Here is a 23,142-nt window from a genome sequence, read left to right on the forward strand (position 1 = left end):
CCCCTCAGGCGATCTCGTGACGGAAGTCGGCGGGCCAGGGCCGCTCGTGCCCCAGCGGCATGATCAGCAGCGGCGCCTCGTCGCCGCCGCCCAGGCCGAGCCGCTCGACGAAGGAGACGTTGTCGAAGCCGAGGGCCACGCCCGCCCCCACCCCCAGCGCCGACGCCGCCAGGTAGAAGCCCTGGGCCACCGCCCCGGCGGTGCCGACCGCGATCCGGTAGCCGCGGTCGCCGACCGCGTCCAGGACCGCCGCGGTGCGGACCGTCGGCACCACCACGGCGCCCGCCCGCTCCAGGTTGTAGTTGGCGAGGAAGTAGTTCTCCTGGAGGAAGTCGCCCTGCGCGCCGGGCACCAGGAGCACCAGCTCGCCCGTCGCGGGCTCGTAGCCGTACGCCCCCGGAGCGATCCCCGCCACGTGGTTGACGAAGACGTACAGCCGGGTCAGCGCCGCCCCCTCGGGGGCCGCGCCCTCGCCGCCGAGCGAGGCCGCCGCGCAGGCCGCGAGGACCGCCGACAGCTCGGCGGGCGTCACCGGCCGGGCCGCGTCGAACCGCCCGAAGCTGGACCGCCGCTCCCGCAGCACCCGCCGCACCGGCACCTCCGGCAGGACCGGCGCGGGCAGGACCGTCCGCTCCCCGCCGGCCGGCAGCGGACCGACGGCCGCCGCCGCGAGCGCGCCCGGCGCGGGCCGGACGTCCGCCCCGGCCGCCGTCGCCGCGTGCATCGCCCGCACGGTCGGGAAGCCGATCAGGACGCGGGACCGCTCCAGGTCCCGGTGGCGGACGGCCGGATCGGGCCCCGCCGGGGCCGCGCCGGACGGCCGCCCGGCACCCGCCCAGCGCAGCGGCACCACCGCGAAGACGGACTCCTCCTCGCCGTCGGTGCCGAGCAGCCCGTTCAGCCGGGGCTCGTCGAACCAGAACACCGGCGCCGCCTCCAGGCCGTGCGCCGCCGCCCACACCCGCCAGCTCTGCACGAGCGTGCCCACGTCGGTGCAGACCACGTGGAAACCGAAGCTGTTGTACTTGAACGTGTTCTGCCAGTACTTCACCCCGAGCAGCAGGTACTGGTCGGTCTCCCGCGCCCACGCCGGGGCGTCCGGACCCAGCGCCTCCCGCACCCGGGCCGTCACGTCCCCGGTCAGCACCCGCCGCACGGCGTGGTGGTGCACGTCGTAGTGGTGGACGCCGGGGACGAGCGGACCGGACGGGCCCGAGGCCCAGTGCACGGCCACCGGGTAGAGCCCGCCGCCGCCCGCCGTGCCCCGCGACCAGTTGGCGTGCGGGTACAGCGGCAGACCGGGCAGGTCGCTGTTGGCCTGGACGCCGAGCCGCCGCCCGGTCAGACCGTACGAGTCCTTCAGCATCGCGGCCAGCAGCGGCAGCGTGAAACCCCCGCCGGCCGGGGCGGCGGGCGCACCGGGCAGCAGACCGGGCGCCACCGGCGCGGCCCCCTCGCCGGCGGGCAGCGCGTACGCCTCCGTACCGGGATAGAACTTCCCCCGGCGCGGGGCGTCCGCCCAGTCGGGGACGAAGTCGGCGGGATCCATCGGGACGCGGCCGCGGTGCAGCACGGCGTCGGCGTACTCATGGGCGTACCCCATGGGGTCGGCCCCCTTTCGGATGGCGTGCGGGACGGACGGGCCGGCTCACGGGAACGGGTGGGGAGCGGGATTGAGCCCGGCGGGACCGAGCACCGTCCGCATCCGGGGCAGGTGGCGGGCGCGCTGCCGCGCCCAGCCGAAGTCGATCGGCAGCAGACCGGGCACCAGCACCTTCACCGTGTGCAGGCCGAGCGCCCGCTGCTCGGGCAGGGTCTGGTCGACGACCACCACGTCGAAACCGGCCGCCGTCACCGCCCCCACCGCGCGCAGCAGGTCCGCGCGCAGGTCGGGGGAGGAGACCGCCCCGTCCGCGTCAGGCCACGCCAGGTCCGCGACGGCCAGCGGCGGGCGCGGCCGAGCGGGCCGCAGCAGGAAGTCGGCGTACCGGCCCATCTCCGGGACGCCGTACAGGATCGGATGGTCGTGCAGGCTCGTCACCCGGTCGAAGTCGGCGGCCATCGCCCGCAGCCGGGGCTCGTCGCGCCGGGTCCTGCCGACCAGGTTGACCGCGTCGGTGGCGATCTCGCACAGCGCCGAGTCGAGCGCCGACTCCGGATCGAGCCCGGCGCCCGCGCCGAAGCACATCCGGCCCGTGCCGCCGTCGAACCGCTCCGCGCACGCGGTCACCACCGGCACCGGGAAACCGATCCGGGTGTCGAAGAACCGCGCCCGGTAGCCGTACATCGCCAGCCGGTCCACCATGTGCCGGGTGGAGCGGCGGGCGCTGGTCGCCGGGTCGATCTCGCGCAGCGGCACCTGCCCGTACCAGGCGAGCAGGAACGCGTCCCGCTCCACCACCTCCATCAGGCCGAAGTACACGGCCTCCTCCAGACTGCCGCCGGAGGCGCAGCCGTTGGAGCTCTCCTGCACGAACCGGTGCTCCAGACCGGGCGCGTGGTAGTACGCCAGCACCTCCGGCACCGGCCGGGGCCGGGCGTCCCGCAGCGACCAGCCCCACACCCACGGGATCGGCCGGTCCGCCGAGAAGGGCGTCACCCGGGGGTTCTCCGTGTAGAACGCCGCCGCGTACAGGCCCGTCTCCCGCGGATCGACGGCGTCCGGGCCCAGCGCGTCCAGGGAGGCCGTCAGCCGCGCCGGACGGGACCGCGCCCGCATCCCCGCGTACCGCTCCAGCCCCTCAAGCACCCCGATGGACCGGCTGCGGTCGTACGTGTCGGCGTGCCCGCCCCAGAACGTCTCCCGCAGGTAGTCGCCCGAACGGGTCGAGAAGCAGCCGACCGTGGCCGAGGTCGTGGCGGACGCCACGTCGAAGACGACCGACGGGCCGACCGCCCCCCAGTGCGGATTGGCGAAGGCGTCCACCGGCAGCGCGTACTCCTCGATCCGCCGCGTGCGGAACGCCCCCGGCCGGTGCTTCGGCGCCGGCCGCAGCACCAGCTCCGCCCCTTCGGCGGTGTCCTCCCCGGGCCGCCCGCAGGCCGGGCACTCCGGGTCCGGCACCAGCGGATGGCTCCGCACGGTCAGCGCGTCCAGGTCGAGCAGCCGCACCCGGGGGTACGGCCCCGGCTCCCGCTCCCGCCCGGCGAGCCCGGCCACCAGCGCGGCCGCCGCCGTCGCCGCGAAGCCGATCCCGTACGGCCAGGCGCCCGCCGCCCGGGTCCCGCCGCCCAGTTCGAGCCCCTCGCGCAGCGGCACCGAGCGGACGCCCTGCCAGCGCCGCTCCAGACAGGTCGCGCAGCCGGGCGCCCCGTCGGCCGACGGCCACGGGCCCACCAGGACCTGCCGCCCGTACAGCCGCACCGGCAGCCGCCCGTCCGGACGCTCCACCACGGCCCCGGCCGCGTACGCGTCGCGCACCCCGAGCGGGGCCACCGCCACCTGCACCGGCGCCGGGGACAGCTCGGCGAGCGCGGCGGCGAGCGCCCCGGCGAAGGCCGCCGCGGCCGCCGCCCCGACCGCCCCGTCCGGCGCCGCCGGGGGCGCCACGGTCTCAGGAGGCATCGGCGGCCGCCCGGGTCAGCAGCACGCGCACCGTGCGGATGCCCGCCGACGGCAGGTCGGCGGCGTGCGTGGGCACCACGAAGGCGTCCCGCCCGGCCTCGGCCAGCCGCTCCAGGACCCGCGTCCACTCCACCGCGCCGTCCGGCCCGGCGGCCGGCTCCGCGCCGGTCACCGCGATCAGCGCCGGGTCCAGGTCCCGCAGCAGCGGGTCCCCGGCGTCGGCCGCCGCCGCGGGCTCCTCCAGGGCGAGCTGGGCGCCGCCGAGCAGGTCCCGCACCGCGTCCGAGGCGGCGCCCGCCAGGTCCGGCGCCGCGCCCACCGCCCACCGGCCCGGCGCGCCGCCGGTCCCGGCGGTCCGGGCGAGCACCACCGAGACGCCGGTCCTGGCCCGCTCGCCCAGGTCCAGCAGCTCCACGCCGAGGCCGAGCAGGGCCGCCGAGCGCAGCAGGAAGGTCAGCTCCGGGTCCTCGCCGAACGCCTCCGGCGCCAGCGCGGCCACCCCGCCGGTCCCGGCGACCGCCCGGCACAGGGCGTCGTGGGCCAGCGCCGAGAGCAGCCCGGCCGCCGCCGCCTCCGGCAGGTCGCCGCCCGCCCCGGCCCCGGCCCGGGTCGGCTCGAACCGCCGCCCGGCGTTGTCCGGGCCGAAGGGCCGCACCGCGCCCGCCGGCACCCGCACCGGCTCCTTGGTGAGCAGCGAGGTCGCCGCCGTCCAGCGGACGGCGCCCGCGCCGCCGGTCCCCGAGGAGACGGTCAGGCTCTCCGGGGCCACCTCCGCGAGCCCGTCCGCCGCCCCGGCGGGCACGCCCGGCACCACGTGCTCGGCGTAGACGGCCGCCGCCGCGTCCAGGGCCCGCAGCCGCGCCCCGGCGGTGTGGTGCACGTCGAAGGCGGTGATCGTCCGGGTGGTGCCGGGGCCCAGGCCCAGGGTGACCGAACCCACCTTCAGCGGGGTCTGCGTCAGCGTCTCGTCCGCGTAGCCGGTGAACACTCCGACGTGCGGCCCGACCAGCGCGGACCGCCGCTCCAGCTCGGCCAGCGGCCCCTGCGCCGCGTCGTCGTCGGGCGCGCTGGCCACCGTCGGCAGGAAGACCGGGCGGGCCGGGGCGAGGGCCAGGTCCACCGGCTCCGGCGGGGCGGCCGGGACGGGGTGGAAGGGGCAGCGCGGGTGGACCCGCAGCGGCTCCGAGGCGACGTCGAGGGTGGCGGTGTGCTGCACCAGGACGCGGTCGGCGGTCTCGGCCGGCAGCGCGCCGGTGACCAGCCGGAAGACCTCGTAGCCGAGGAGGTTGCCGAGCATCGCGGCGAGCGGCCCGACCGGCGCGGTCCCCGCCGGCCCGGTGCCGAGCGCGAGCCCGCTCCACAGGGCGGCCGCGTCGGCTCCGTCCCCGGCCGCGCCCATCCGCAGCGCGGCGCAGGCCCAGCAGGCGGTGGCGGAGTCGTTCGCGACCGGCCCGACCACGGCCCGGTCGCCGAAGAGCCAGGCGGGCAGCAGCGTCCGGCCCTCGGGGACGCCCTCGCGCAGCAGCCCGAGCACGGTGCCCGGCCCTCCGCTGCCCAGGGCGGCCACCACCACGTCGTACCCCTCGTGGGCGGCCCAGCCGGTGCCGCCGGGCAGCACCGAGAGCTCCACCGGGCAGCCCTCGGCGGCGAGTCCGGCGGCCTCCCGGCGGACGGCGGCGAACTCCCCGGCGCCGTCCGCGCCGGTGCCCTCGGCGAGCGCGGCCTCGACGCCGACCGCCGCGCAGCCGTTGCGGATCAGGGACAGGACGCACCAGCGGGCGGCCGGTCCGTCGCCGAGCACCGCGACCCGGGTCCCCCGGAAGCGGGCGAAGCGCGCCTCGGGCTCGTCGGCGTAGTGGTCGACGTAGGCGATCTGCGGGGCGAAGCGGGCGGCGGCCGCCGCCTCGACCGCCGGGGCGTCCGGCCGCTCGGCGGGCGCCGGGACGGGCCGGGCGAAGCCGCGCGCGTACAGGGCCTTCACCAGCTCGCCCACCATGGCCTTCTGCCGGTCGCCGAAGCCCGCGCAGATCTCGTCGACGGTCCGGCCGCCGTCCAGGTGCGGCAGGAGCAGGGTGGCGAAGCGGTAGCCGGAGGCGCCGGTCAGCCGGAAGCCGCCGTCGGCGTTGTGGAAGATCACGCCGTCCGGCGTCCGGGTGTACAGGACATCGCGGCGGACTCGCGGCCGGGTTCCGGCGACTTCCGTGTACGACGGTGAGGTCATGCGTGCGTCACACCTCTCGTTGCGGGGGCGGCGGCCCGGGGTCACCGGGCCGCCGTGCGGGGTGGGATGGTGCGGGAGGTACGGGTGGGGCCGGTGGGGTCGCGCGGGGCCGGGGCGCCGCGCGGGGGAGCGGGCGGCCGTCAGCGCAGGGCGGCGGCGGACCGGGGCGGCCGGAGCGGGGTCTGCGGGGGACCGGCGGGGGCGGCCGTCCGGCGGCGGGCGTGCGCGCGCAGCAGCGGGTGCGGCCGGAAGGCCCCGGGCAGCCCCTCCTCCAGGAACCCGGCGTCCAGGAGCCGTTCGAGGACCAGCTCCGCCGTCTCGGGCGGCACACCGAGGACCTCGGCGGCGCGCTCGCCGGTGAGCGGCTCGTACGGGGAGGCCGCAAGGCGCAGGTGGGCCTCGGCCAGCGCGGGCGAGAGCCGCCCCAGCGCCTCGTCGAGCCGCTGGGGCACGGAGGTCTGGGGGTCGTCGGCGAGGCTGAGCCGCCCGGCCGGGTCCTGCCCGAGCCAGTCGGTGTAGTCGGCGAGCCGCAGCCGGGGGCGGGTCAGCAGCCGGGCGGCGGCGATCCGCAGGGCCAGCGGATGGTGGCCGCAGGCATCGGCGAGCCGCCGCGCGGCGGCGGGTTCGGCGGCGGTCCGCACCGGGCCGAGGGCGGTGGTGAGCAGGGCCTCGGACTCCTCGGGGGCGAGCGCGCCGAGCCGCAGGACGGCCCCGCCGTGGGTGGCGACCAGCGCGGCGAGCCCGGCCCGGCTGGTCACCAGGGCGGCGGCGTCCGGGCGGGCGGTGAGCAGCGGCCGGACCTGGTCGGGGTGGACCACGTCGTCGAGGACGAGCAGCGCGGGACCGGCGCCGGGGCCCTCGGGCAGCGCCCGGCGCAGTTCGGCGGCGGCCTCCTCGGCGGTGCGCGGGGTGCCGTCGGGGGCGGTCAGCCGGATCAGGGCGCAGCCGCCGGGGTGGCGGCCGGCGACCCGGTGGGCGACGTGCAGGGCGAGGGCGGTCTTGCCGATGCCGGGGGCGCCGGAGACCACCGCGACCGGGGCCCGGCCGCCCCCGCCGGCCCCGTCCCCGCCGAACAGCCCGGCGAGGGCGGCGACCTCGGGCGCGCGGCCGGTGAAGCCGGGGATCGAGGGCAGCGGGGCGGCGGGCGCGAGCGGCACGGGGGGCGCCTCGGCGGGCCGCGCGGCGGCGGCCGGACCCGGCGCGGCGGCGGCAGGACCGAGGTCCTCGCCGCGCAGGATGGCGAGTTCGAGCCGCTGGAGTTCGGCGCGGGGGTCCACGCCGAGCCGGTCGCGCAGGTGCTCCTTGACGCGCCGGTACTCGGCGAGCGCCTCGGTCTGCCGGCCGAGCCGGTAGAGAGCCGTCACCAACTGTTCGGCGAACCGTTCGTGCGCCGGGTATACGCGCGTAACCTCCCACAGGTCGACGAGGGATTCGCGGCACCGGCCGTGTTCCAGTTCCAGGTCCACGACCCGCTCCAGGACCCGCAGCCGCTCCTCGGCGAGGCGCGGCACCTCGTCCCGGTGGAGCAGTTCGGAGGGGACGTTGGCGAGCAGCGGGCCCTGCCAGAGGGCGAGCGCGCCGCGCAGTCCGGACAGTTCGGAGTCGGGGCCGCCGTCGGCGGCCCGCTCGACGAGCCGGCGGAAGTGGAGCAGGTCGAGGGTGTCGGCGTCGGCGTCGATGCGGTAGCCGCCGGCCACCGCCACCACGGCCTGGTCCTCGATGCCGTACTTCGCGAAGAGGCGCCGCAGCCGCAGCACGCAGCTCTGGAGCGCGGCCTTGGCGGTCGCGGGCTGCTCCTCGCCCCAGACGGCGCCGCGCAGCCGCTCCGTGGAGACGATGGAGCCCGGCCGGACGAGCAGCGCGGCGAGCAGTGCCGTCGGCTTGGAGGGCGGGAGGACGGCGAGGTCCCGTCCGTCGGTGATGCTCAGCGGCCCCAGCAGTTGGAATCGCACGTGGTTCTCCGTCTTCCCCGAGTTCCGTGCCCGGCGGTGGTCGACGCGCCGGTGGTGCGGTGGGGCGACCGGCCGTCGGGTGATGGCGACGGGGTCGTCCGGGGGTGCGGGCGGTTACGGCCGGAGGGGCGCGTGCCGCCGGGGGCGTGGGGTCGGGGGCCGAGCGGGGGGTGCGGGCATGGCGGAACCACCGGGGGAGCGGAGGGGCGGGGCGATGCGCTGGGCGGTCGTGGCCGGGAAGGGCCGGCGGGGACGCGGGTGGGGGGTGGGGGAACGGCCCCGGTCGGCGGCGGGGTCAGCTGGAAGGTACAGGGGGCGCGCGGGGCGCGGACCAGGGGGAGTGCGCTTCCGGCCAAGCTCCGGAAGGTGGTTGACGGTCCGTCTCCGCTTGTGCTGGTGAACGGAAGCGGAAGCTCCTCGCCGTCTCGAAGAGTGAGGCCATGGCCCAAGGTTTCCGGCATCCGGACGCACCCGCGCTACGCGCGTCGACCTCGCCGGTACGGACCTGCCGGGCATGTCCGGCGGGTAACAATGGCGCCTTTCCGATCCCCCGTCACCGGCCTTCGCGGCACGGGGCGCCGGGGTTACCGCCGGTCGGGCGCGTCCCAGGTGATCAGGGCCAGCAGCGGCCGGTGGTCGCTGCCGGTGGAGGGGAGGGTGCTGACGCGGGGGACGCTGCCGCCGCCCGCGAGGACCTGGTCGATCCGCGCCACCGGGAACGGCTCCGGGAAGCTGAGCGCGAAGCCCCGGTCCGGCACGGCCAGCCGGGAGGTGAGCGGCGCGATCCCCCGGTCGTCCACCGTCGCGTTGAGGTCGCCGGCCACCACGACCCGCCGCAGCTCCTCGGCGGAGAGGAGCGCGCCCAGCCGGGCCGCGCTCTCGTCGCGCCGTGCCGAGGCCAGCCCGCCGGCCCCGATCCGTACGGACGGCAGGTGGGCCACGTACACCGCGGTCTCCCCCTCGGGGGTGCGCACCACGGCCCGCAGCGCCCGCTGCCAGGAGGCGTCGACGCCCCGGGGCCGGATGTCCAGCGACCGGTGCGCGGTGATCGGGTAGCGGGACCAGAGGCCGACCGTGCCGTGCACGGCCCGGTACGGATAGCGGGCCGCCAGCTCCTTCCGGTAGACGCCGAGCGCCGGTTCGACCAGCTCCTCCAGGGCGATCAGGTCGGCGTCGGCGGCCAGCAGCGTCCGGGCGGTGCCGGCCGGGTCGGGGTTGTCGTCGGCCACGTTGTGCTGCGCGACGCGCAGCGTGCGCTTCTCCACCGGGGGGTCGGGCAGCAGCAGCGGCCCGAAGAGGACCGCCCAGACCACCGCGGGCAGCAGCAGGACGACCAGCGCGACCCGGGCCCGGCGGGCCAGCGCGCACAGGGCCAGGACCAGGACGAGCGCCCCGGTCCAGGGCAGGAAGTTCTCGACGAGGCTGCCCAGGCGCGGCCCGGCGTTCGGCACGAACCGGTGCAGGGCCGTCACCGCGGCCGTCAGCACCGCGAGGAGGGCGATCAGCCGCCCCCTCGGTCCCGCTCCCGGCCGCCGCCGCCAGGCCCGCCACCCGCCGCCGTCCGGCCTCCGCTCGCGCCGCGCCACGCCCTCGTGTCCCCTCTCCGGTCCGTCCCCGTCCTCCGCTGGGAGGACGTCCAGAAGCCCCCGGCGGTTGCCGAACCGTTTCAGCCGAGCGATTCCCGCCGCCGTCCGCCCGCCTGTCGCGGGCCCGTCGCGGCCCGGCCTCCACCGGCCGCCGTCCGCCGTAGCCCGGCCTCCACCGGCCCCCGTGCGTCGACTTCGACCCGTACGCCTGACCCGTACGGCCGCGGGGTCCGGGGGACGGGAACCGGACACCCCGGCCGATCGTGTAACGGGGGACGGAGAAGCCGGAACGGGAGGAGACGCGGTGGCGGTCAACGAGGCGAGGATCGAAGGGGACACCCTGCTGCTGGGCGACGGGGTGCGGGTGCGGTTCATGCGCACCCTCCGGCTGCCCGAGAAGGGCACCCACGGACTGCCCCCGGGACTCGGCACCTTCCCGCTCCGCCGCGTCGAGGACCACGCCGACACCGTGCCCGAGCGGTGGCGGGCCAAGGGCGGCGTGATGATGCCGGTCTACCTCCGCGAGGCCATGTGGCTGAGCTTCGGCGGCAGCGCCGAACCCACCGCGCTCCAGGTCGGCGTCGGCAAGGTCTGCGCGATCTCCGGGAAGAAGTGGACCGGCCGCCTCGACCGCCGCCCGCAGAACTACGTGGTGCTGCCCCGCCAGCCCTGGCTCGACGGCATCAACTCCGGCGAGGGCACCGTCCGCCAGTTCGTCGCCGTCCCGCTCGGCATGGGCGCCACCGTCGAGGGCCAGGTCACCGGCGAGGAGACCGTCGGCGGCCTCCAGCTCCAGGCGTTCCCCCTCGCCCCCGGGCCGCGCGCCGCCTGGCGCGAGGAACAGCGGCGGCTCGCCGAGGAGCGGGCCCGCTTCCTCACCACGAACCCGCCGCCCTTCGCCCCGGCCCCCATGGGGTACGGCGCCCCGATGGCGATGGCCGCCCCCGCCGGAGGGCCCCCCGCGGCGGGCGCCGCGATGGGCGTCGGGGCCGGCGGCACCATGCGCCAGGAGGTCTACCGGGACGACCGGCCCGCCGGAGACTGGTCCGCGACGCCCGAGGCGCGCGTCTTCGTCCACCTGGTCACCCCGCCCGAATGGCGCCGCATCACCGGCGAGGAACCCCCGCCGTCCCCGGCCGACCGCGCCGCCTACACCCGCGCGGGCCTGCCCTGGTACGACTACGACGACCCGGACGGCACCGACCTCGCCCCCTCCGACACCCTCGCCGGCGTCAAGCCCGTCGGGGAGTGGCTCGGCGACGACCTCGACCCCTGGACCCCGCCCGCCCCGCACCAGACCAAGCACCTCGGCCCGCCGTCGCCCCCGCCGGGAGCGCCGATCGCCGACGGCGACTGGTGAACCGTCCGGACCGGTCCGCCGGTACGGGGGCGGCGCCCGCCCCCGTACCCGCCCCCGTGCCGGGGACCCGCCCGCACGGCCCGGTCCCCGGCACGGTACGAAAGCATCTGTGAACGACACGCCCCCGCCCGCGACCATCCGCGTCTTCATCGCCCTCGCCCCGCCCGACGACGCCAAGGACGAACTCGCGCGGGCCCTCGCCCCCGCCTACGCGGCCCACCCCGACCTGCGCCGCAACCGCGTCGAGGACTGGCACGTCACCCTCGCCTTCCTCGGCGAACTCCCCACCGCCACCGTGCCCGGCCTCCACGCGCCCCTCGCCGCGCTGGCCGCCGCCCGGCCCCCGCTCGCGCTCTCCCTCCGGGGCGGCGGCACCTTCGACGACCGCGTCCTGTGGAGCGGCGTCGCCGGGGACCTCCCCGGCCTCCACCGCCTCGCCGACGAGGTGCGCGCCCTGGTCAAGGAGACCGGAGTCCCGTACGAGGGTCGGCCGCTGCGCCCCCACCTCACCCTGGCCCGCGCCCGGCGCGGCGACCTCACGAGCGTGCCCGACGCCGCCCGCGCCCTCGCCGGCTTCACCGGCCGCACCTGGCCCGCCGCCCGCCTCCACCTCGTCGGCAGCGGCGACGCCCGCGGCCCCGCCCCCGTCCGCTACCGCGACCTCGCCTCCTGGCCCTTCACCGGCACCCGCACCGACGCCTAGTCCCTGTCCGGGAACTCCGGCCGGCCCGCGGCGGTCAGCCGCGCAGCAGCCGGGCGACCTCGGTCTGGCCCTTCTCCACGGCGTGCTCCAGCGGGGTCGTGCCGGACGTGTCCGCGATCGACCGGTCGGCGCCCGCCGCCAGCAGCAGCCGTACCGTCTCCTGGTGCTCCGGGCCGCCGTCGCCGAGGACGACGGCCTCCAGGAGGGCGGTCCAGCCGAGGTCGTTGACGTGGTCCACGTCGACGCGGACGGCCGGGTTGGTGGTGACCTCCCGGACGTAGTCGGCGTGGCCGTGCTCGCCGGCCGGGATGAGACTGGTGCCGCCGTACCGGTTGACGATCGTGTAGTCGGGGCCGGCCTTCGCCAGGACGCGGGCCATGGCAGCGCTGCCCGTCACCCCGGTCACCAGCCAGGGCGTGTCGTGCCGCTGGTCCAGCGCGTCCGGGTCCGCCCCGGCCGCCACCAGCGCCTCGGCGGCCTCGACGTGGTCGCCGGTGGCGGCGAGGAGCAGGGGGGTGCGGCGCTGCTCGTCACGGGTCTCCAGGTCGGCGCCGCGCCGCACGGCGTCCCGGACCGCCGCCGCGTCCCCGGACCGGGCCGCCGCCAGCAGGTCCCGGCTCGCCGCCGGGTCGGTGCCGGGTCGGGCGGGCGCGGTCGTGGCGGACGCCCCGCCGGTGGCCCGGGGGGTGCCCGTCGCGGCGGGGGCGGGGCCGGCGGACGCGCCGCAGGCGGTCGCGAGGACGGCGAGCCCGGCGGTCGCGGCGAGCAGGAGGACGGAGCGGCGGGACGGGACCATGGGGGTTCCTCTTTCGGCGGGGAGGGAACGGAGCCGGCGGCCGTACGGGGGCGACGGAAAGGGCCGGCGGGTCAGCGGACGGCGCGCAGCAGCCCGGCGATCTCCTCGAAGCCGCGGCGCTCGGCGTGCCGCAGCGGGGTGACGCCGTCGTGGTCGGGCAGGTGCGGGGCCGCACCGGCGCTGATCAGGAGTTTTACGATCTCCTGGTGGGCGGGGCCGCCGTCGCCGAGGACGACGGCCTCCAGGAGGGCGGTCCAGCCCAGCCGGTTGACGTGGTCGACGTCCACGTCGGTCGCGCGGAGCACCTCCCGCACGTAGTCGACGTGGCCGCGCTCGGCGGCGGGGATGAGACTGGTGCCGCCGAAGCGGTTGGTGAGCGTCAGGTCGGGGCCGGGGTCGGCGGCGAGCAGGACGCGCATCATGGCGACGCTGCCGGTCACTCCGGTGGCCAGCCAGGGGGTGTCCTCGCGGTCGTCCCGCGCGTTGACGTCGGCGCCCGCGGCGACGAGGGCCCGGGCGGCGGCCACGCGGTCCTCCAGGGCGGCCACCAGCAGGGGGGTGCGCTCGTGCCGGTCGCGGGCCTCGGTCCGGGCGCCGTCGGCGAGCGCCGCGCGCACCCCGTCGGCGTCGTCGGCGCGCACGGCGTGGAGAAGGGTCTGGTCGGCGGGGGACATGGGGGGCCTCCTCGGGAGGAAGGGTGTGCGGTGCAGGGCGGACCGGAGACCGGTGCGCACGGCCACCGCGACCCCGGCCCGGACACCGGCGCGGAGCCGGGCGGGGTCGAGGAGCGGGGGCCGTGCGGCACGGGGCGCCGGACGCGGCGGGGTCATCGGGGTGCCGCTCGCCGGTGTTACTTGGCGAGGGAGGCGACGCCGGCCTGGGCGAACTTCTCGTCGAGGTCGCCGGAGGGGGCGCCCGCGACGCCGATGCCCGCGATCGGGGCGCCCTTGGCGGTGACGGGGGCGCCGCCGCCGAGGAAGAGGGTGCCGGGGATGTCCTTGAGGGTGGGGGCGTTGGTCAGGCGCTTGGCCAGCTCGGAGGTGGGGGCGTTCCAGGAGACGGCGGTGAACGCCTTCTTCTCGGCGGCCTCGTAGGACTGCGGGCCCGCGCCGTCGCCGCGCATCGTGAGGATGGTGTTGCCGTTGCGGTCCACGACGGCCACGGAGACGCGCTGGTTCTCCTTCTTCGCCGCGTCCAGGGTCGCCTGAGCGGCCTTCGTCGCCGCCTCGATCGTCAGGTGGGTGGAGTCGAAGGTGTTCTTGTTCTTCGCGTCGGCCTTCACCGCGGCGGCCGGAGCGGCGGCCGGGGCGGAGGCGGAGGCGGAGACGGCGCCGAAGGTGCCGGCGGTCAGGACGGCCGCGACGGTGGCACCGAGGACGAGCTTCTTCTTCATGACGACTCCCGGGGGGATCGAGGCGGACCCGTTCGGTCCGGCGGAGGGGGGCGGTTCCTTCGTTCTGCCTCCATCCTGGGCCCGGCTCCGGGGCCGCCCGGTCGGCCCGGCGGCTACCGGACGCGCGCGGACGGCCGACCCCGGGGTCAACCGATCGGTGGATACGCCCGCCGGGTCCGGGGCCCCGCCGCCGCGCCCCACCCCCTTCCGGGGGCCGGAAGAAGCCTTTCGTATGGTGAACCCGCTCCGGTGCGCCCGGAGCGCCGGTCCGGCCGCCGCCGGACCCGCCACCCCCGGGAAGGGAGACCGGAGCGTGCGTGCCGTCGCGGTGATCAACCCCAACACCTCCGAGGCCACCACCGCCCTGATGACCGCCCTCGCCCGCCGCGTCCTGCGGCCGGAGGACGGCCACGAGGTCCTCGGCGTCACCGTCGCCGAGGGGCCGCCGATGCTCACCGACGAGGAGGCGCTGCGGGCCTCGGTCCGCCCCGTCCTCGACGCGGCCGGCCGGCTCCTCGCCGGACCCGGCGGCGACCGCGTCGGCGCCCTCGTCGTCGGCGCCTTCGGCGACCCCGGCGTCGAGGAGCTCCGGGCCCGTACCGGCCTCCCCGTCATCGGCCTCGCCGAGGCCGCGCTGCGCGAGGCCGGGGCGGGCGGCCGCAGGTTCGGCACCGCCACCACCACCCCCGGCCTCGCCGCCGCGATCACCGCCCGCGCCGCCCGGCTCGGCTGGGCCGCGCAGCACACCGGCGTCCGCGTCACCCCCGGCGACCCCCGGCGGCTGACCGCCGCCCCCGGGGAGCTGACGGAACGGCTCGCCGAAGCCGTCCGGGCCTGCGTCGAGGAGGACGGCGCCGAGGCCGTCGTCATCGGCGGCGGCCCGCTCGGCGCCGCCGCCGAGGCGCTCCGCGACCGCTTCGCCGTCCCCGTCGTCGGCCCCGTCCCCGCCGCCTGCCGCGAAGCCGCCCGCCTCCTCGGCCGCCCCGTCCACCGGACGCCGGACGGCCCCCGCCGCACCACCCCGCACCGGGACCGCTGATCCCCGGGCCACCACCCCCGGCCCCGCCCCTCCACCGCCACCCCCACGGGAGTTCCGCATGCGCACCCTGATCACCGCGAGCCATGTGGTCGGCTACGACCCCCGGGCCGACGACCACGTCCTGATCCGGGACGGCCAGGTCGTCTACGAGGACACCCGGATCGTCCACGTCGGCCACGGCTACGACCCCGCCGCCTGCGACCGGGTCGTCGACGCGGGGCGGGCGCTCGTCGGCCCCGGCTTCATCGACCTGGACGCCCTCGCCGACATCGACCACGCCCTCCTCGACACCTGGCACGCCGACGACCGGGGCCTGCAATGGTCCGAGGAGTACGCGCTCCGCGGCCCGCGGGCCGTCTTCGACGCCGAGGAGCGGGAGTTCGTCCGCTCCTACGCGCTGGGCCAGCTGATCCGCAACGGCATCACCACCGCCATGCCCATCGCCGCCGAGACCCACTCCGACTGGGCGGAGACGTACGACGACATGGCCCGCGCCGCCGACGCCGCCGCCCGCCTCGGCCTGCGCGTCTACCTCGGCCCCAGCTACCGCTCCGCCGTCCCCGTCGTCACCGCCGACGGCACCCCCGCCCTCCACCACCGGCCCGAGAAGGGCGAGGAGGGCCTCGCCGACGCGATCCGCTTCGTACGGGACTTCGACGGCGCCCACGACGGCCTGGTCCGCGGCGCCCTGCTGCCCTGCCGCATCGAGACCCTCACCCCCGAGCTGATGCGGGCCACCGCCCGCGCCGCCGGGGAACTCGACTGCCTGGTACGGCTCCACTGCCTCCAGGGCACCGGCGAACTGCGCCGCCTCGCCGCGCGCGGCACCACCCCCCTCGCCCTGCTCGCCGAGACCGGCCTGCTCGGCCCCCGCCTCCTCGTCCCGCACGGCATCTACATCGGCGGCCACAGCGAGGTCGACACCCCGTACGCGGGCGAACTCGACGCCCTCGCCACCCTCGCCGGGATCGTGCACTGCCCCCACACCATGGTCCGCTACGGCGCCGCGCTGGAGGACTTCGACCGCTACCGCGCGGCCGGCGTGACCATGGCGATGGGCACCGACTCCTTCCCGCCGGACATGATCCGGAACATGGACTACGGCACCAACCTGTCCAAGCTGACCACCCGCCGCCCCGACGCGGGCTCCGCCGCCGACTACTACCGCGCCGCCACCCTCGGCGGCGCCCGCGCCCTGGGCCGCGACGACCTCGGCCGGCTCGCCCCCGGCGCCCTCGCCGACCTCGTCGTCGTCCGCCTCGACGCCCCCCGCACCGGCCCCGTCGACGACCCGATCCGCACCCTCCTGATGAACACCTCGGGCGCCGACGTCGACACCGTCGTGATCAACGGCCGCACCGTCCTGCGCTCCGGCATCCTCCCCGGCCTCGACGAAAGGGCCCGGAGCGACCGCGCCCAGGCCCTCTTCGACCGCATGAAGGCCGCCTACAGCGGGCGCGACCACCTGCGCCGCCCCACCTCGGAGCTCTTCCCGCCCTCCTTCCCCGCCGCCCCCTGACCCCCGCCGCCCGTCACGCTCCGGCGGGCGGGGTCCGCAGGCAGTCCCGGACGAACAGCACGGCCTCGCACGCGTCCAGCCGGGCCGGGTCCAGCGGGGCGTAGCCGAACCACGGGGACGTCCGGGGCGCGGGCGGCGGATCGCCCAGGACGGCCGCCAGGGCGCGCGCGTCCACGAGCCCGGCGGCGTCCGGCAGGGCGTACAGGACCCCTTCGAGGGTGTCCGGCGGCGGGGCGTCCACGCCCTGGTGCGGCAGCGTGCCGAGCGCGGTCGCCACGCACGCGTACTCCTCCCCGAGCACGCCGTCCACCAGCGCCCCGGCGCTCCACCACGCCAGCGGCGCCCCGCCCATCACCATCCCGCTCGGACCCCGCTGGAGGTGCGCGTTGTGGGCGTACGCCAGCACCGGCCCCCGCTCGGCCGCCGCCGTCAGGTTGGCGGCCATCATCCGGGCCCGCACGGCGATGATCCGCTCCATCCGGGCGGGCGAGCCGTCGGCCATCGCGTGGTGGTAGCGCAGCAGCCCGAGCGCCGTGCGCGCGTACAACCGGGCCCGCTCCAGCTCCCCGGGCCCGCCCCCGGCCGCCAGCAGCGGGGCCCGCTCCTCGACGAGCTCGGACAGCTCGTCGGCGACCACCCGCAGCCCGACGGCCTCCGGGGAGCGGCCCGCGGACCGGGACGGGTCCCGCATCGCGGCCGGCTCCGTCCACCGGCCGTCGTCGCCGAGCAGCCGGTCGAGCTCCGCCGCCGTGCGGGGCAGCGGACCGGTGCCGATCCGGTCCGCGAGCAGGCCGTGCAGCGCGGTGAGCGCCGCGCGCGGGCTCTGGGCGGCGGTGATCTCCAGCGGCCCGTCGAAACCGGCGAACCGGACCCGCTCGGCGGCGGGCCGGCCCTCGTTGTGCGCCCGCATCCAGCGCACCAGCTCCCGGTTGGCGGCCGAGGCGCCCCAGCCGTGGCTGAGACCGCGCTCCACCACCTCGTCGAGGACGCCGGTGCCGTCGGTCACGTGGGCGTCCACGGCCAGCCCGGCCAGGCAGTCGGTCTCCAGGGCGATCGTCCGGTAGCCGTACTCCTCGACGAGGTGCCGGAAGAGTCCGTTGCGCAGCTCCAGCAGATGCTCCTCGCCGTGCGTCGGCTCGCCCAGGGCCAGCACCCGGGGCAGGCGCGGCAGGAGCCCCACCAGGGCCCCGGCGTCGACGGGACGGACGGCTTTCCCGATGTCAGTGGTCATGCCTTCCACGCTATCGTTGAAGCTTCGGTGGAGACTTTCGCGGACGAAGGCCGGGGAATTGGGAAAGAAGCTTCAAACAGAGGAGAGACGGCTGCGGCCCGTCGACCTGGCGCGCGAGCACGGGCTGTCCACCCAGGCGGTCCGCAACTACGAGGAGGCGGGCGTCCTCCCGCCCGCCGCCCGCAGCCCCCACGGCTACCGCGCCTACACCCCGCTGCACGCCACCGCCCTGCGCGCCTTCCTCGCCCTCGTCCCGGCGCACGGCCACCGCACCGCGACGGCGGTCCTGCGGGCGGTGAACGAGGACGTCCCCGAGGAGGCGTTCCGGCTCATCGACGGGAGCCACGTCCAGCTCCTGGAGGACCGCCGCACCCTCGACGCCGTCGAACGGGCCCTGCGCGACCTCGGCCCGCTCCCGGCGGACACCCCCGACACGCTCGGCGGGCCCCTCCTCATCGGCCCCCTCGCGCACTCCCTCGGCCTGCGCCCCGCCACCCTGCGCACCTGGGAGCGGGCCGGTCTGGTCCGGCCCCGCCGCGACCCGGCCACCGGCTACCGCGTCTACGACGCCGAGGCCGTCCGCGACGCCCGGCTCACCCACCAGCTCCGGCGGGGCGGCCACCTCCTGGAGCAGATCGCCCCGCTCGTCGAACAGGTCCGCGCGGCCGGCGGCACCGCGCCCCTGGAGGCCGCCCTGCGCGACTGGCACGCCCGGCTCGCCGCCCGGGGCCGGGCGATGCTCGCCGGCGCCGCCGCCCTCGACGCCTACCTCCGCGCCCGCCCCTGACCGGACCCGTTCGGTACAGAACCCCGCGCGGAACCGGCCCCGCGCGGAGCGGGCCGGGGGAGGGAACCGCTCAGAGCACCGCCGTGCCGATCAGCACCAGGGCGCCCGCCGAGGAGACGGCGAGGACGCCGGTGCGGGTGGCGGCGGGGGAGAGCCGGGGCGCCAGCGCCATGCCCCCGGCCGCCCCGGCGACCAGCGCGGCCACCGACGGCCACGGCGGCGGCACGAACCCCAGGAGCGCGATCGTCGCCACGTTCTGCACCAGGAAGAAGGCGTGCAGCGTGGCCCGGGTCTCCCGCGCGGGCCACCCGGCGTTCGCCGCGTACAGGCCGATCGGCGGCCCCCCGACCCCGCCGATGACGTTCAGCCCGGCACTGCCCAGGCCCGCCAGCCAGGCCCCCCGGGGCCGCCGCAGGAACGACGAACCCGCCCCCCGGGCCAGCAGCACCACCCCGGCGAGCACCCCGCACCCGGCGGCGACCGCCGCCGGCCGGGCGTCCACCGACGCCAGCAGCCAGGCCGCCACGGGGGCGCCCAGCAGGGCCGGCAGCAGCAGCCGCCCGGCGTCCCGGGGCCGCGCGTGCCGCCAGTCCCGGGAGAGCGGCAGCAGCGAGGCGAGCACCGCCAGCAGCAGCACCGCCGGCACGCCCCGCCCCGGCCCCAGCACCACGATCAGCGCCGGCGCCGCCACCAGGGAGAACCCCATCCCGGTCGACGCCTGCGCGAACCCGCCCAGCGCCAGCACCGCCGCGTACACGTACGGGCCGACCGCCGTGCCCGTCGCCTCCGCCGCGGTCCACACCCCGGTGTACGCCCCCGCCTTCGACGAACCCGCCGCCTCCGCCGCCGCCACCGCGTCCGGCACCATCGAGAACGCGAACAGCTGGAGCCCCGCGAAGGCCACGCCCATCACCATCACCACCGCCGCCGTCACGGCCACCCCCGGCGTCCCGTCCAGCGAGGCGCCCGGCAGCAGCGCCAGCGACCCCGCCGCGAACACCGCCTGCGACAGCAGCAGCCCGCGCTGCTTCCCGATCCGCCGCGACCAGGCCGTCCACAGCGGGCCCGCGAACAGCGCCGGACCCAGGAACAGGCCCATGAACAGCGCCGTCAGCCGGGTGTCGTCGAAGAGGTACGCGGTCACGTACGGCAGCGCCGCCAGGAACAGGTGCGTCGTCGTGCCGGTGAACAGGTACGACAGCACCAGCGCCCGGTAGTCCCGGTCCCGCCACGCCACCCGCAGGTCCGCCGGGGTCGAGTGCCCGGCCCGCGCGTCGGGCGCGCGGAAACCGCACTCCTCCGTCAGCCGCCGCACGCCCCGCAGCGCCACCACCGCCGAGACCGCCATCACCACGGCCAGGACCAGCGCCATCCGCGCGTAGTCGCCCCGGCCGCCGCCCGAGGACAGCGCCGGCGCGGCGATCCCCGCGCCCAGCAGCCCCACCGTCAGCAGCACCATCCGGAACATGAAGACCCGGGTCCGCTCGTGGTAGCCGACCCGCAGGTCCGACGGGGTCGTCAGGTACGGCACCTGGAAGCAGGCGAACAGCAGATTGCCCACCACGAACCAGCCGCCCACCCACAGCGCGGCCGGCGCGCCGGTCAGCGACGGCGGCACGGCGAACACCGCCGCCATCGCCGCCCCCAGCAGCACCCCGGCCCGCATCATCCGGCGGCGGTGGCCCGACCGGCGGGCCTCCCGGTCCGACCGCGAGCCCAGCAGCGGATGCACGACGACGTCGATCGCCTTCGGCAGCAGCAGCGTCAGACCTGCCAGGAAGGCGGGGACCCCGAGCACGTCGGTGAGGAAGTAGAGCAGCAGCAGGCCGGGCACCGTCACCCACACGCCCATGCCCACCGAGCCGGAGGCGTACAGCGCGAGCGTCCCGCGCCCCGCCCGCGCCCCGTCCGCCGGGGCCGCGGGCCGGTCCGGCGCGGGGGCCGTCACGGCCGCCCGCCGTTCCGCGCCACCACGCCGGCGGCGAGCGCCGCGCCGTCGAAGGCACCGGCCGCCGCCCGCGCCGCCAGGGTCCGGGCCACGATCCGGTCGGTGAACCCCGGCAGGTGCCGGGCCAGGAAGAACTCCACCGCGCCCTTGCGGGTCGTCGGCACGTCCCGCCGCGGCCGGACCGCCAGCGCCGCCCCGGCGAGCGCGTCGACCACGCCCTCCAGCGGCTCGTACACGCTCATCCCCTCCAGGGACAGGCCCGCCGCCTTCGTCGAGTCGTGGATCGGACTGCGCACGGCGGACGGGTAGACGCAGCTCACCGCCACGTGGGTGCCCAGCTCCAGGCGCAGCGCGTCGGCGTACGCCACCATCGCCCGCTTCGACGCGCCGTACGCGGCGGCCAGCGGCAGCTGCATCACCGCCATCCGGGACGCCACCATCACCACCCGCCCGCGCGCGGCGACCAGTGCCTCCACGCAGGCGGCCGTCACCCGCCAGGTGCCCAGCAGGTTGATCTCCAACTGGCGGCGGACCTCGGCGCCGGGGGCGTACTCGGCGGGCGCGGGGCCGCCGGTCCCGGCGTTGTTCACCAGGACGTCGAGGCCGCCGAGGAGCGCGAGCGCGGCGGCGGTGCCGGACGCCACCGAGTCGTCGTCGGTGACGTCGCAGGCCAGCACGGTGAACGGCTCGTCACCGGTGGGCCGCAGGTCGAGGCCGACCACGTGCGCGCCGGCCCGCGTCAGCCGCTCGCCCAGCGCCCGGCCGATGGTGCCGGAGGCGCCGGTGATCAGGACGCGTCGGCCGCGCGGGTCGAGCAGCCGGGCGGAGAAGGGGAACGTCATGCGGATGCCTGCGCCTTCGGGTTCGGGGTGGCCCGCGGGGACCGGCCGGGGGCGTGCACGGCGGCGCCGCGCGCGGCCCGGCGGACGCCCGCCCGGATCTCGCGGGGGAGCGCGGCGACGTACCGGTCGAAGTCGACGCGCATCATCGGCCGCTTGTCGCCCCACCGGCGCACGGCGGCGGCGTGGGCGCGGGCGACGGACGCCCGCTGGTCGGCGCCGGAGGGCAGCGCGTACCGGCCGCCGAGGTGGGCGGCGACCAGCCGGCCCTGCGCCTCCACCACCGGCAGCGCCGCGCCGGTGGACTGCATCAGGCCGACGAAGGACAGCGTCGGGTCGTCGAGGTGGAAGACCCGCTGGTAGAGCGGCATCGCCTCGGGGTCGCCGCCGGTCCACTCGGAGCCGAGGAAGGGGACGGAGACCCGGTAGCCGGTCGCCCACACGATCACGTCGACGTCCTCGACGGTCCCGCCGGCGAAGACCACCCGGCCGCCGTCGAGCCGCTCGACGCCGGGGCGGGCGACGACCTCGCCGTGGGTGAGCCGGTGCAGGACGGTGTCGCTGATCGTCGGATGGTTCTGGAAGAGGCCGCCGGCCGGGCGCGGCAGCCCGTACCGCTCCGGGGTGCCCACCGCGAGCCGCAGCACGGTCTGCGCCACCGTCTGGCGCAGCCGCCACGGCAGCACCGCGAGGGCCCCGCCGGTCGCGTCGGCCGGGCGGCCGAAGAGGTACTTCGGCACGATGTGCGTGCCGTGCCGGGCCGACAGCAGCACGGGCCCCCGGGAGACGTACGAGGCGTCGACCGCGATGTCCATGGCGGAGTTGCCCATTCCGACGACGAGGACCCGCCGCCCGGCGAAGACCTCGGGGCCGGAGTGGTCGTGGGCGTGCATCTGGAGGCCGTCGAAGGAGCCGGGGTAGGCGGGGGAGGGCCACTTCGGGTCGCGGTTGTGGCCGTTGGCGACGACCACGGCGTCGTACGCCCCGGTGCGCTCCGCGTCCTCCCCGGCGGCCTTCGACACCACCTCCCAGCCCGCGCCGCCGCGGCGCACGGCGGTGACCTCGCGGCCGTACCGCACCCGCTCGGAGATCCCGAACGCCTCCGCGTACTCGGCGAGGTAGCCGGCGACCAGCGCGGCCGACGGGAAGTCGGGCCACCGCTCCGGCATCGGGAAGTCGGCGAACTGGGTCCGCCCCTTGCTGGTGTTGAGGTGCAGGCTGCCGTAGGCGGGCGACTCCCCGCCGGCCCCGTCCCCGGCCCACAGGCCGCCGGGCCGGGTGCCCCGCTCCAGGACGGTGACGTCCAGGCCCTCGTCGAGCAGTGCCTTGGCCGCGGCGAGCCCCGCCGCCCCGGCACCGATCACCGCCACCCTCGTCGTACCCACGCGGGTCCCTCCCTTCCTTCGGACCGCTCGTCCGAAGGCGCTCATTCAATCGAATGATGGAGAGTCGTGCAATCGTTTCTGACCTGCGGATATCCTCTCCAGCAACTGATTGGAACGAGACGGGTGCGTCCGGTAGCCTCAGCCGCATGAGCAGCCAGACCGACGACGGTCCCAGCCGCGAACGCATCCTGGCGGCCGCCACCCGGCTGTTCGCCGAGCGGGGGTACGACGCCACCAGCACCCGCGCGATCGGCGAAGCCGTCGGACTCAACATCGCGACCGTCGCCTACCACGTCGGCGCCAAACCCGAGCTCTACCGCGCCGTCATGCGCCGCGCCCACCGCGCCCAGCGCGAGGCCGTCACCGCCGCCCTCGCCGACCTGGCCGCCTGCGACCCCGCCCCGGCGGAGACCCGCGCCGCCCTCCTCGGCTTCGTCGACGCCTACCTGTCCTTCTGCCTCGCCCACCCCGAGGTCCCCGCCCTGTGGATGCGCCGCTGGCTCGCCGAGGGCACCGAACTGGCCGAGATCGAGACCGACTTCGCGGGCCCCCTCGTCGCCGAGGTCGCCGCCTCGGTCCGCGCGGTCCTCGACCGCGCCGGCCTCGGCGCCGGCGCCGACATCGAGATGCTCGTCTTCACCATCGTGTGGACCGCCCACTCCTTCGCCCAGGCCGGCGTCATCGACGCCGCCGGACGCCGGCTCGGCACCCGCGACCTGCCCGTCCTCGACCGCTTCCGCCGCCACCTGTACGCCGTGGTGACGGGAGTCCTGGACCGGCCGGCCCCCTGAGCGCCCCGGGGACCGCCGGCCGCGCCC

At 77.6% G+C, this 23,142-nt stretch carries 18 protein-coding genes; 6 read left to right on the forward strand and 12 right to left on the reverse strand.

The genetic code is table 11. The annotated features are described in order from the left end of the window. Positions 1 to 4: 4 nt before the first annotated feature. From IE219_RS19110 to IE219_RS19130, 5 genes are all read right to left on the reverse strand, one after another. Positions 5 to 1,603: a nitroreductase family protein gene (locus IE219_RS19110; RefSeq protein WP_189978974.1), complete on the reverse strand. Its 1,599-nt coding sequence runs from the start codon at positions 1,601 to 1,603 to the stop codon at positions 5 to 7. A 45-nt stretch (positions 1,604 to 1,648) separates the two neighbouring features. Further along, positions 1,649 to 3,565 carry a TOMM precursor leader peptide-binding protein gene (locus tag IE219_RS19115; protein ID WP_189978976.1) on the reverse strand — a complete coding sequence of 639 codons (1,917 nt, stop codon included), beginning with the start codon at positions 3,563 to 3,565 and terminating at the stop codon, positions 1,649 to 1,651. Then, positions 3,555 to 5,786: a TOMM precursor leader peptide-binding protein gene (locus tag IE219_RS19120; RefSeq protein WP_189978978.1), complete on the reverse strand. Its 2,232-nt coding sequence runs from the start codon at positions 5,784 to 5,786 to the stop codon at positions 3,555 to 3,557. The genes IE219_RS19115 and IE219_RS19120 overlap by 11 nt, the downstream gene beginning before the upstream one ends. 140 nt (positions 5,787 to 5,926) lie before the next feature. Then, positions 5,927 to 7,738 (reverse strand): AfsR/SARP family transcriptional regulator, encoded by a 1,812-nt coding sequence (locus tag IE219_RS19125; protein ID WP_189978980.1) that lies wholly within the window; start codon positions 7,736 to 7,738, stop codon positions 5,927 to 5,929. Positions 7,739 to 8,322: 584 nt separating this feature from the next. Next, positions 8,323 to 9,324 (reverse strand): endonuclease/exonuclease/phosphatase family protein, encoded by a 1,002-nt coding sequence (locus IE219_RS19130; RefSeq protein WP_308434030.1) that lies wholly within the window; start codon positions 9,322 to 9,324, stop codon positions 8,323 to 8,325. A 304-nt stretch (positions 9,325 to 9,628) separates the two neighbouring features. Between IE219_RS19130 and IE219_RS19135 the strand changes: the two genes are divergently transcribed. Together IE219_RS19135 and thpR are read left to right on the forward strand one after the other, a co-directional pair. After that, positions 9,629 to 10,684, forward strand: coding sequence for a hypothetical protein (locus IE219_RS19135; protein ID WP_189978984.1), 1,056 nt, complete (start codon positions 9,629 to 9,631; stop codon positions 10,682 to 10,684). Positions 10,685 to 10,793: 109 nt separating this feature from the next. Beyond that, positions 10,794 to 11,387 (forward strand): RNA 2',3'-cyclic phosphodiesterase, encoded by a 594-nt coding sequence (gene thpR / locus IE219_RS19140; protein WP_189978986.1) that lies wholly within the window; start codon positions 10,794 to 10,796, stop codon positions 11,385 to 11,387. Between the two features lie 34 nt (positions 11,388 to 11,421). Here thpR and IE219_RS19145 read toward each other — a convergent pair whose 3' ends face one another. The 3 genes from IE219_RS19145 to IE219_RS19155 all read right to left on the reverse strand — a co-directional run bounded on the left by IE219_RS19145 (position 11,422) and on the right by IE219_RS19155 (position 13,576). Beyond that, entirely contained in the window at positions 11,422 to 11,997 is a 576-nt protein-coding gene (locus IE219_RS19145; protein WP_229849872.1) for an ankyrin repeat domain-containing protein, read from the reverse strand. 257 nt (positions 11,998 to 12,254) lie between these two features. Next, on the reverse strand, positions 12,255 to 12,857 hold the full coding sequence (locus IE219_RS19150) for an ankyrin repeat domain-containing protein (protein ID WP_189978990.1): 603 nt from the start codon (positions 12,855 to 12,857) through the stop codon (positions 12,255 to 12,257). 176 nt (positions 12,858 to 13,033) lie between these two features. Then, complete coding sequence (locus IE219_RS19155; protein WP_189978992.1) at positions 13,034 to 13,576, reverse strand: GlcG/HbpS family heme-binding protein; 543 nt, start codon at positions 13,574 to 13,576, stop codon at positions 13,034 to 13,036. A 313-nt stretch (positions 13,577 to 13,889) separates the two neighbouring features. On the opposite strand from IE219_RS19155, the gene IE219_RS19160 reads away from it, so the two are divergent. Beyond that, positions 13,890 to 14,615 carry an aspartate/glutamate racemase family protein gene (locus tag IE219_RS19160; RefSeq protein WP_189978994.1) on the forward strand — a complete coding sequence of 242 codons (726 nt, stop codon included), beginning with the start codon at positions 13,890 to 13,892 and terminating at the stop codon, positions 14,613 to 14,615. Between the two features lie 58 nt (positions 14,616 to 14,673). Next, positions 14,674 to 16,134, forward strand: a complete 1,461-nt coding sequence (locus IE219_RS19165; RefSeq protein WP_189979002.1) for a chlorohydrolase family protein — start codon at positions 14,674 to 14,676, stop codon at positions 16,132 to 16,134. Between the two features lie 13 nt (positions 16,135 to 16,147). Here the strand turns inward: IE219_RS19165 and IE219_RS19170 are convergent, their stop codons facing one another. Continuing rightward, positions 16,148 to 17,365: an erythromycin esterase family protein gene (locus IE219_RS19170; RefSeq protein WP_189979004.1), complete on the reverse strand. Its 1,218-nt coding sequence runs from the start codon at positions 17,363 to 17,365 to the stop codon at positions 16,148 to 16,150. A gap of 58 nt (positions 17,366 to 17,423) precedes the next feature. Between IE219_RS19170 and IE219_RS19175 the strand changes: the two genes are divergently transcribed. After that, positions 17,424 to 18,152 carry a TioE family transcriptional regulator gene (locus IE219_RS19175; protein ID WP_189979006.1) on the forward strand — a complete coding sequence of 243 codons (729 nt, stop codon included), beginning with the start codon at positions 17,424 to 17,426 and terminating at the stop codon, positions 18,150 to 18,152. A 70-nt stretch (positions 18,153 to 18,222) separates the two neighbouring features. On the opposite strand, the gene IE219_RS19180 is transcribed toward IE219_RS19175, so the two are convergent. Genes IE219_RS19180 through IE219_RS19190 form a run of 3 tightly spaced genes read right to left on the reverse strand, consistent with a single transcriptional unit; the run spans position 18,223 to position 22,324 of the window. Continuing rightward, entirely contained in the window at positions 18,223 to 20,100 is a 1,878-nt protein-coding gene (locus IE219_RS19180) for an MFS transporter (protein ID WP_229849862.1), read from the reverse strand. Continuing rightward, positions 20,097 to 20,942 carry an SDR family NAD(P)-dependent oxidoreductase gene (locus tag IE219_RS19185; RefSeq protein WP_189979008.1) on the reverse strand — a complete coding sequence of 282 codons (846 nt, stop codon included), beginning with the start codon at positions 20,940 to 20,942 and terminating at the stop codon, positions 20,097 to 20,099. Before IE219_RS19185 ends, IE219_RS19180 begins: the two co-directional genes overlap by 4 nt. Next, positions 20,939 to 22,324, reverse strand: a complete 1,386-nt coding sequence (locus tag IE219_RS19190; RefSeq protein WP_229849863.1) for a flavin-containing monooxygenase — start codon at positions 22,322 to 22,324, stop codon at positions 20,939 to 20,941. Before IE219_RS19190 ends, IE219_RS19185 begins: the two co-directional genes overlap by 4 nt. A gap of 146 nt (positions 22,325 to 22,470) precedes the next feature. Between IE219_RS19190 and IE219_RS19195 the strand changes: the two genes are divergently transcribed. After that, positions 22,471 to 23,115 (forward strand): TetR/AcrR family transcriptional regulator, encoded by a 645-nt coding sequence (locus IE219_RS19195; protein WP_189979012.1) that lies wholly within the window; start codon positions 22,471 to 22,473, stop codon positions 23,113 to 23,115. The last annotated feature ends 27 nt before the right edge of the window (positions 23,116 to 23,142 follow it).

The organism is Streptomyces termitum (assembly GCF_014650175.1).
Taxonomy (GTDB): Bacteria; Actinomycetota; Actinomycetes; order Streptomycetales; family Streptomycetaceae; genus Streptomyces; species Streptomyces termitum.

Bases quoted from the DNA above. Each gene is read 5' to 3' on its own strand.
- IE219_RS19110 (WP_189978974.1), bottom strand. From the start codon at position 1,603: ATGGGGTACGCCCATGAGTACGCCGACGCCGTGCTGCACCGCGGCCGC.
- IE219_RS19115 (WP_189978976.1), bottom strand. From the start codon at position 3,565: ATGCCTCCTGAGACCGTGGCGCCCCCGGCGGCGCCGGACGGGGCGGTC.
- IE219_RS19120 (WP_189978978.1), bottom strand. From the start codon at position 5,786: ATGACCTCACCGTCGTACACGGAAGTCGCCGGAACCCGGCCGCGAGTC.
- IE219_RS19150 (WP_189978990.1), bottom strand. From the start codon at position 12,857: ATGTCCCCCGCCGACCAGACCCTTCTCCACGCCGTGCGCGCCGACGAC.
- IE219_RS19155 (WP_189978992.1), bottom strand. From the start codon at position 13,576: ATGAAGAAGAAGCTCGTCCTCGGTGCCACCGTCGCGGCCGTCCTGACC.
- IE219_RS19165 (WP_189979002.1), top strand. From the start codon at position 14,674: ATGCGCACCCTGATCACCGCGAGCCATGTGGTCGGCTACGACCCCCGG.
- IE219_RS19170 (WP_189979004.1), bottom strand. From the start codon at position 17,365: ATGACCACTGACATCGGGAAAGCCGTCCGTCCCGTCGACGCCGGGGCC.
- IE219_RS19185 (WP_189979008.1), bottom strand. From the start codon at position 20,942: ATGACGTTCCCCTTCTCCGCCCGGCTGCTCGACCCGCGCGGCCGACGC.
- IE219_RS19195 (WP_189979012.1), top strand. From the start codon at position 22,471: ATGAGCAGCCAGACCGACGACGGTCCCAGCCGCGAACGCATCCTGGCG.